Here is a 929-nt window from a genome sequence, read left to right on the forward strand (position 1 = left end):
GGTTTACTAAATGCTTAGCACACATGCAATGCAAATACTGCTTCATTATCAAGACGATGATGGTGGCCCCGAAAAGCCTAGGTTTGATCGGTTTCTCGATGATGTACGTAAACTCGCAGAGAAGCATCAAATCACATTTGAGCAATATGAATCTTTCTCTTTGAATGGAGAAGAATTTAGAATTGCTCCTTGCGACAGGTGCAAGGATCTTACCGTCAACAAAAGCGATGTATCAGAAGAAGTAAAAGAGATAGTTTCATTTTTTTGGGAAACCATCAGAATTGGTGAGGTTACTGAATCAAAATCAATGTGCCAAATATGCAAAATTGCTACTTCGTAAAGAAACCTAACAAGAAAGGGTATTTCGCCCTGCGGGCTGGACGCGCACTCCGCGCGCGCCCATACCTTGGGCGTTAACTGCGCTATGTGTACTTTTAATTCGGCTCTGACCCCTTTAATTATACTTTTAATTCGGCTCTGACCCCTTTAATTACTGACCCCTTTAATTACTGACCCCTTTAATTACTGACCCCTTTAATTACTGACCCCTTTAATTACTGACCCCTTTAATTACTGACCCCTTTAATTACTGACCCCTTTAATTATGCCCCCTTTAATTAAAAAGAAATGGCTTTATTTGGCGACAGTCATGGACTTATATTCGCGAAAGATTATTGGGTGGAGTTTGAGCACAAGCATGACTGATGAATTGGTTACGCAAGCGATGCAAGTGGCGATCAATGCAAGAGGCGTTGAGCCAAACTTGGTTGTTCACTCGGATCGTGGAACCCAGTATCGTTCCAATAGCTATGTGGCCTTTCTTCAGAAAAACCACATAACCCGAAGCATGAGTCGCAAGGGAAACTGTTGGGATAATGCGGTGATGGAGTCGTTTTATGCCAGGCTGAAAGTCGAGTTGATCTACGCTA

Annotated in this window: 1 protein-coding gene and 1 pseudogene; both read left to right on the plus strand. The window is 42.4% G+C overall.

Features of this window, described 5'->3' with window-relative positions:
• The first annotated feature begins 28 nt into the window (after positions 1–28).
• Positions 29–340, plus strand: coding sequence for a hypothetical protein (locus ABWW54_RS20095; protein ID WP_353415010.1), 312 nt, complete (start codon positions 29–31; stop codon positions 338–340).
• Between the two features lie 288 nt (positions 341–628).
• Positions 629–929: pseudogene (locus ABWW54_RS20100) on the plus strand (DDE-type integrase/transposase/recombinase); the annotation flags it as partial.

The organism is Arenicella sp. 4NH20-0111 (genome assembly GCF_040366405.1).
In the GTDB taxonomy this organism is placed as follows: Bacteria; Pseudomonadota; Gammaproteobacteria; order Arenicellales; family Arenicellaceae; genus Arenicella.

Bases quoted from the DNA above. Each gene is read 5' to 3' on its own strand.
- ABWW54_RS20095 (WP_353415010.1), top strand. From the start codon at position 29: ATGCAAATACTGCTTCATTATCAAGACGATGATGGTGGCCCCGAAAAG.